This is a genomic window from Candidatus Magnetominusculus dajiuhuensis, assembly GCF_046044395.1.
Lineage (GTDB): Bacteria > Nitrospirota > Thermodesulfovibrionia > Thermodesulfovibrionales > Magnetobacteriaceae > Magnetominusculus > Magnetominusculus dajiuhuensis.
On record NZ_JBJUSG010000154.1, the window covers coordinates 1 to 7,486 of the forward strand.

Below are 7,486 nucleotides of genomic sequence, written 5' to 3' on the forward strand. Positions count from 1 at the left end.
TCTGACTATGCACACTCACAGGCGCACGATTCCGGACAAGCCGGAATGACAAAAAAGGAGGCCGGAATGACAAAAAGGAGACCGGTATGACGAAGGGAGGCCGGTATGACGGACTAAGGAAAGGACAGTTCAGAAATCATTGCAACTTCCACTGAAGACTTGTTTGATCCATCAGGACAAATTTTCCGTGCACTAAATATTCTTAGCGCCGTCTATTTTATCCTTCCACCACCACGCCTTGTCCATGATTTCCTGTTCGTCCTTTGGGATGAACTTGCCGCGGTCAACTAACAGTTTGCCGTTTACCATCACCGATTCCACGTCAGGGGACCTCATCGAATACACTATGACTGAATAAATGTCGTAAAACGGTGCCAGATGAGGCTTGTTTAAATCCACGATGACTATGTCGGCAGATTTTCCTACCTCAAGTGTGCCCGTCTTATCCCCCATGCCAAGGACGCGCGCGCCGATTGAGGTCGCCATTTCAAGGGCAGTGAATGCGTTTATCACCGTCGGGTCGCCGCTCATCGCCTTATGCACGCGAGCGCTGAAGGACATTTCAGAAAATATGTCGAGGTCGTTGTTGCTTGCCGCGCCGTCAGACCCAAACGCGACGTTTACCCCTTTGTTCAGCATAGACACAACAGGGGCGATGCCGGCGGCCAGCTTCAGGTTGCTTTCTATGCAGTGCGCAACGCCTGTGCGTCTCCCTGCGAGTATCTCAATTTCCTTGTCATTAACCCATACGCAGTGCGCGGCAACGACAGTCGCGTCTAAAAACCCGATCTCTTCAAGCAGCTCAACCGGAGGTTTGCCATATTTCTTTGTTATCTCACTTACTTCATGCTGTGTCTCAGAGAGATGCGTATGCAGCGGCACTCCGTAGCGCTCTGCCGCGCGTTTTGCCTTCATATAGGTCGCAGGACTGCATGTGTATGGGGCGTGGGGTGCTATTGACGGGGTGATTAAGTCGTCGCCAAGCCAATTTTTAATGAATTGCTCCGCCTTCTCTATGTACTCATCGGCATTACGGGCTGACGCATTGGGGAAATCCAGCACCCCCGCGCCAAGTACCGCCCTCATGCCCATCCTCTTTGCGGCTCGGGCACTGCTGTCCCCAAAAAAGTACATATCATTAAACGTGGTAACCCCTGCCTTGAGCATCTCGCAGCAGGCCAGCTCTGTTGCATCGCCTACGAACTCATCGCTTAACCACTTGCCCTCGGCAGGCCAGATATGCCTCTCAAGCCATTCCTTAAGCGGCAGGTCGTCGGCAATGCCGCGAAAATACACCATCGCCGCATGGGTGTGGGCGTTGATAAGGCCGGGAAGCACCGCCTTGCCACTGCCACCAACCGCTGTCGTGGGATTGTATTCGGCGGCGATGGCCTTATCGCCGCCAATCGCCACTATTTTCCCTGCGCTGACGGCAACTGCACCGTGCCTCAGAGGAGGCGCGCCGTCAACCATTGTCAACACATAGTCGCCGCTTACTATATAATCACAATCAGGCATTACATTATCTCCGGTGGCGTCTCTCTATCCTCAGGCCTGCCCCTTTGAGATGCCCTTGTGATATTCGGCTATTGAGGTTATCTGTACGTCCTGCAACATTGACTTATGGGCCTCCATGACGCGCTCGTAGGTGATGCCCATACTTTTTGCCACATCCTTCAGCGCAAGCCCCTTTTCATAGTGCAACTGTACTATGAAAATCTTTAGAAAATCTTCGGTTATAAGTCTCCTTAACTCCTCGTCGGCGATATCAAGGCGCGAAACGGCGTCATCAAGGCTAAGGCCATTCGCCATAGATTGATTCAATCTCTCCATGGCGTCGTCGTATACCGCGCTCTCTTCCTTTGTGTACTCTTTGTACTTAATATCTTCCATGGCCTCCACCGTAACGTCTCAGGCTTCAATTATTTTTTTGTACCGCTTCTGCCTCCAGCGCCAGTCACGGGGAAGGTGTAGAGTTCCTTTGCGGCCTCAAGCACGCCGCCAAGGTACGTAGTGGTCTCTTCTGTCAGCGACAGCCCGCGCTTTTGCAGGTCCTTTATAAATAGTTCCCATCCCATGTGGTCCCATGTGCCCTGTGTCTTCTTGATGAAGTTAATCGTATTCTCAGAGATGCCCAGCATAATGTTCTGAATCTCGGCTGTGCTTGATACTGAGGAGTACAGTTTTTTCATGGACTCAAGCATCGAACCCAGGTAAGACTGCATGTCATTGGACAGGTAAAACCCCTTTCTTTGGATGTTGGACAAAAACTCCAGCCACGCGGTGTGGTCCCACTTGCCGCCTTGCTGTTCTACAAATTTACTTGCGAGTTCAATTAAGTCCTCAAACGAGCCAAACGCTTGCTTTGCCATCACGGCCTCCTTCCCTTCAGTTTACTGAGAGTTCACTGTTTGTCCTGTCATTATACTATATTCTTACAAATATTTTCCGGCGCTGAGCGCAGATTAATTATTTCAAACAGAACATTCGCCTAACGTAATGGTTAGTTCCCTGAGCAGGAATACGAGAGATTCGACATCAAGGTATCTATCAGCCATGCTGTCAAACAATACCTTTACCTCCGGTTGGAACTCATCGTCGCCTTGCCAGTACAGGATGAGGATTGGGATTTTAGGCAGCAGACGAAGCTCCCATGCCGCAGTTGACGGCTGTCCAGGTACTTCTACGGCACCGAGAGATGTAATAGAGGCGGTGGCCGCGGTGTAATCCCTTATAAACATATCGGTAAGCGGTATTTCACATTCTTTCTTAAATGCCCCAATTTTCACTGTCCCCATTCGCAGGCGGTCAAACGAGACCCAGTCATTTGCCAGCTCAGAGGCGTCCGCGGTTTTGATGTGGATCAAAAGAAGGATTTTTATCCAAAGGCTAACCACGCCGCCGGACTCTACGCTGCCGTCGTATTTTACCGTGTAATCCCTGCCAAGGCATCTCATTATTATGCCGTGGTCTGTGACAACCGCGCCGGTTGCCACTGCCGCTTTTCTTAAATCCAGTTTGCCGGTTTCCTCTTTCAGCTTGTCAAACATGGCCTCTGTAACATCGAGTTTGACTACGCTCACAGACAATTTATCAAGGGTATGTTTGTCCAGATGCGGACACGTATGAAGCGCGGCGCTTCCCTTGACAACGGCGATTGAAAAGGCCATACAGGTCTTCTGGCCGCAGTCGGCACAGTTGGTCTTAGGTAATTCCTTATATAGTTCTATCGTGTTCATCAAGTGTTCATTGGGGCCTCTAACCCGGTGACATTACGAAAAAAATCCGGCATCAGTGTCAAATGCCGGATTTTTAACAATCATATCCAATCATGCACGGCAGGTGTCTTATATTCTCATACCGCCGTCAACTTCTATTACCCTTCCTGTGAAGAAATCGTTTTCTACGATGAACCTGACTGCCTTTGATATCTCTTCCATCTCTCCAAGTCTGCCTACGGGGATATTCGCTATTATTTTATCGAGCATGTCCTGGCGAATCTTTGCCACCATCTCGGTGTTGATATAGCCTGGGGCTATTGCTCCGACTCTGATACCGTATTTGGTGAGTTCCTTGCCCCAAACAACGGTCATGGAATCTACGGCCGATTTGGTTGCCGCATAGTTGGTTTGGCCGAGGTTTCCAGAGCGGCTTATTGAAGAAATATTTACGATAACGCCCTTTTTACCGCTTTTTACCATGTGATAGGCCGCCTCACGCGCACAGAGAAACACTCCGGTGAGATTTACGTTTATAACCTTTTCCCAGTTTGAAAGGGGAAACTTGATTATCTCTTCGCCCTTTTTCTTGATGAACAGCGAATCGGCGGTTATTCCCGCATTGTTGACAAGCACATCTGCCGCGCCGTGGTCGTCGGTGTAGGCGTTGAAAAATGCCTCAACCTCTGATTCCTTTGTAACGTCGAGTATCTTGCCGTCTATTCCGGTGTCCGCCTTCAGAGAGTCAAGATTTTCCTGTATCACGTCCACTACGAAGGGCTTAGCCCCCGCGTTTTTCATATCCACGGCAAACTTTCTGCCCATACCCCTGCCGCCGCCTGTTATTACTACGTTTTTCCCTGCTAAATCCATTACGTGTTACCTCCTTTTAGTTGTATTTATCGTGCTGGTCCACCCACAAAAGTAGTTGTTATAGTATAAATGTCGCCAACGATTTTGTCAAGGGTTCGGGGTGTCATTTCCCGGGATAACAACAGCCATATCAATTCTTTACGCGGAAATGGTACAATTGCAGGGTTATGGGGTGTGATAAATGAGGGGGATGTTGCGGTGAGAAATCTGTCCGATGACCTATTAATAATAGAAATGGATAAGTTTCAGCGTTACCTCGACTTGTTAGGGGGGATGATAGTTGTACTTGATAGGGAAGGTAACGTCTCTCTTATTAATAAATTGGGCTGTAATATCTTAGGCTATGACAGGGATGAGATAGTTGGGGAAAACTGGTTTGACGATTTCCTGCCCATGGGCATAAGAGACGGCGTAAAAGGTATATTTAATCAAATGGTCAGCGGTGAGATAGAAACTGCCGAGTTCTACCAAAATCAGGTATTAACAAAATCTGGCGAACAGAGAACCATCTTATGGCATAACGATGTTATAAGAGACAACGACGGAAATGTAGTCTATACGATAAGTTCAGGTCAGGATATAACGGACATGCTCATAAAGGAAAAGACATTAAAAGAATCTGAGGAGAAATTCAGGATACTATTCGAACAGGCGATGGATCCAATATTTTTAGTGGACGCTGAAAATGCCAGGATAGTAATGTTTAATCATATTGCCCCTAAAGTTTATGGTTATTCACAGGAAGAATTTGAACAAATTAAAATAATGGATATTGAGATAATTGAATCGGAAGAAGAGGTAATGGCTCACATAGAAAAGATAGAAAAGTATGGATATGATTCTTTTGACACTATGCACAAAACGAAAGATGGCAGAATATTACATGTTCACGCTGATATCAATAATATCAGACTAAACGAAAAGAGTTATCATATGGGTGTATTCCGAGACATTACCCGCGCTAAACAAATCGAATCGAAGCTGATTATACGAACCAGGCAGTTAGAGGAAATGAACAGGACACTGGAACAAAAGGTGCAGGAACAGGTTGATCAAAAGTTGGGAGAGGAACGTATCCTGTTGCAGCAGTCTAAGATGACGTCTGATGAGATAGTGGTACATGCGGCGGATATTTTGGAGGAACACGGGTACGTTGAAGAGAGTATTGAACAAATTCTTAAAATTAAGAAATGGAAGAGATTTGAGGAGTCAATCATCAAACACGCGCAGAATCTTATTGATGAGGGTAGGCATACCACTGTTGATAAATGGTTTTCCGCTATACCATACGAAATAATGCGGGATTATCCCTGGCTGTTGTTATGGCAGGGCATAAACAAGATGTATCTGAATCCCGGCGATGCCCGTCTGATATTGAAAGGCGTATATCCTATTTTTCAAAAATCAGGCTGTTCTGACGGGCAGCTCATAGCCTTATGCGGCATAATGAAGGCCATAGTCATTGAATGGAAGGATTTTCACCCCCTTGATTACTGGATTGCGGAGTTTGAGGAATCACTGTTAGAGTTGTATAAACATAGCAACTCTGATAGAGAAAGGGAAGCTGTGGTGTCGGGCGTTGTGGCGGCACTAATATTTCGCCAGCCAGGGCATACGGGGATAGATTATTGGTTAGGTGAGGCTGAAAGAATTGTACTATATTCTAAACACATAGAGGTCCGTATCTTTGCCGGTTACAGCATCCTGATGTACTATCTTTGGACGGGCGCTGTATTTAAGGCAGGCATTATTGTGGACATCTTATCGGCTCCAACCAGGGAGATAAAGGTGTACCCTATGCTGAGGCTGATGTATCTGAGGGCAGAGGCATTATATTACTACTATAAACTCTCTGCTGAGGACGTGAAGAGAATTGTTGAGGAGGGTCTCGCTCTTGCAGAGCAAACGGGTATACACCAGATGGATACGGCATTGTTGGGGTTATCTGTGCATTGTTCATTTGCTGAAGGGGATAATGAGACGGCTGGTGAAAACATGACGAAAATAAAGTCCTTAGTGGAAAAAAAGCAGAGTTACTCATCATATTATTATCAGTTGGCGTCCCTATTCGAGCTTGCCAAAGGTGACATTCCCTCTGCTATTGAATATGGCAGGAGAAATGTGGAAATGGTAGAAAAGTCAGGCTGTCCTTTTATGTTGGGAATAAATAGGTATTTCTTTGCCTATGTATTGGCGGAGGTAGGCCGTTACGATGGCGCCAATGAACAGTTAAGGGAAATTGAGGGTATTGAGGCTGCAACAAAAAGCGGGCTGTTTATCTATCCTGTTTCAGCGGTTAAGGCGCTTATCGCCCTGAAGACTAATGACCGGGGGCAGTTTGAGGTGATGTTTGATAAGTGCGTCGAGTTTGCCACAGTATCGGGCATGAGATTATTCTTAGCCTTAAAAAAATCGGTGGCTTTTATATGCAAGGCCGCCCTTGAGAAGGGAATCCATATCGCCTATGCAAAGGAACTGATAGCCCTCTACAATATCACATCAGACGGCCACACGATAGAAGACTGGCCCTGGTCTCTGAAAATATATACGCTTGGGCGGTTTGAGCTATTCAGAGATGGCAGCGCTCTCAGGTTTTCAGCTAAGCCGCAGAAGATGCCGTTGCTCATGCTAAAGGCCATGATTGCCCTTGGCGGAAGGCAGGTAGATGTTGCTTTGCTGTCCGACCATTTATGGCCTGATTCGGACGGGGATTCCGCCCAAAATCTGTTCAGCACCAATATGCACAGATTGCGTAAACTGGTGGGTGGAAAATACGTTATCACGCACATGGATGGACAATTATGCCTTAATCCCGAATTATGTTGGGTAGATACATGGGCATTTGATGATATTACGGGGAGAATTGACCATATTCATCGTGAAAGCGGCGCTCATGGTGATGAGGAAGCAATGATGAGCCTGACTGAAAAGATGTGTCGTCTTTATAGGGGAGATTTCATACCCGGACAGCAGACTGAACCGCTGTCAGCCCATATGAGGGGAATATTGATGCAAAAATTCATCAATACCAGCTTAAAAGTTGGAGAATGGCTCAAAAAACGCGACAGATGGCAACAGGCCATAGGGTGTTACAAGGACGCCTTATCCATATATAACTCAGAAGAGCTATTATATCAGGGCCTTATGAGCTGCTATCAGACATTAGGACACGCCGCCGATGTTATCTCCACATACAATATGTGCCGAGAAGTGCTCATGTCCAATTTCGGCGTCGAACCGTCCCCTGCGGTTCAGGCAATCTATGCCTCGTCAGTCAAAAATCATAAATAGGGGGCAACCCATAGGGCAAACGAGAAAGTTACAATAGAGAGTTCCCCTTCTGGATTCCCGCTTTCCAGACTGTGTCACAATAGTAAAGCAGCCCCCCCCCCCTT

The 7,486-nt window shown here is 47.0% G+C and carries 6 protein-coding genes; 1 reads left to right on the forward strand and 5 read right to left on the reverse strand.

The window, feature by feature from the left end:
• Positions 1–192: 192 nt before the first annotated feature.
• The 5 genes from AB7D94_RS15455 to AB7D94_RS15475 all read right to left on the reverse strand — a co-directional run bounded on the left by AB7D94_RS15455 (position 193) and on the right by AB7D94_RS15475 (position 4,091).
• Entirely contained in the window at positions 193–1,518 is a 1,326-nt protein-coding gene (locus AB7D94_RS15455; RefSeq protein ID WP_420266881.1) for an amidohydrolase, read from the reverse strand.
• Between the two features lie 30 nt (positions 1,519–1,548).
• The gene (locus AB7D94_RS15460; protein WP_420266883.1) at positions 1,549–1,893 is read right to left on the reverse strand and encodes a hypothetical protein; all 345 of its coding nucleotides are present in this window, start codon (positions 1,891–1,893) and stop codon (positions 1,549–1,551) included.
• 29 nt (positions 1,894–1,922) lie between these two features.
• Complete coding sequence (locus AB7D94_RS15465) at positions 1,923–2,372, reverse strand: hypothetical protein (protein ID WP_420266884.1); 450 nt, start codon at positions 2,370–2,372, stop codon at positions 1,923–1,925.
• Positions 2,373–2,474: 102 nt separating this feature from the next.
• Positions 2,475–3,239: a DUF3786 domain-containing protein gene (locus tag AB7D94_RS15470; RefSeq protein WP_420266887.1), complete on the reverse strand. Its 765-nt coding sequence runs from the start codon at positions 3,237–3,239 to the stop codon at positions 2,475–2,477.
• 108 nt (positions 3,240–3,347) lie between these two features.
• Positions 3,348–4,091, reverse strand: a complete 744-nt coding sequence (locus tag AB7D94_RS15475; protein ID WP_420266885.1) for an SDR family oxidoreductase — start codon at positions 4,089–4,091, stop codon at positions 3,348–3,350.
• 174 nt (positions 4,092–4,265) lie between these two features.
• On the opposite strand from AB7D94_RS15475, the gene AB7D94_RS15480 reads away from it, so the two are divergent.
• Entirely contained in the window at positions 4,266–7,382 is a 3,117-nt protein-coding gene (locus AB7D94_RS15480) for a PAS domain S-box protein (RefSeq protein ID WP_420266886.1), read from the forward strand.
• Positions 7,383–7,486 lie beyond the last annotated feature (104 nt).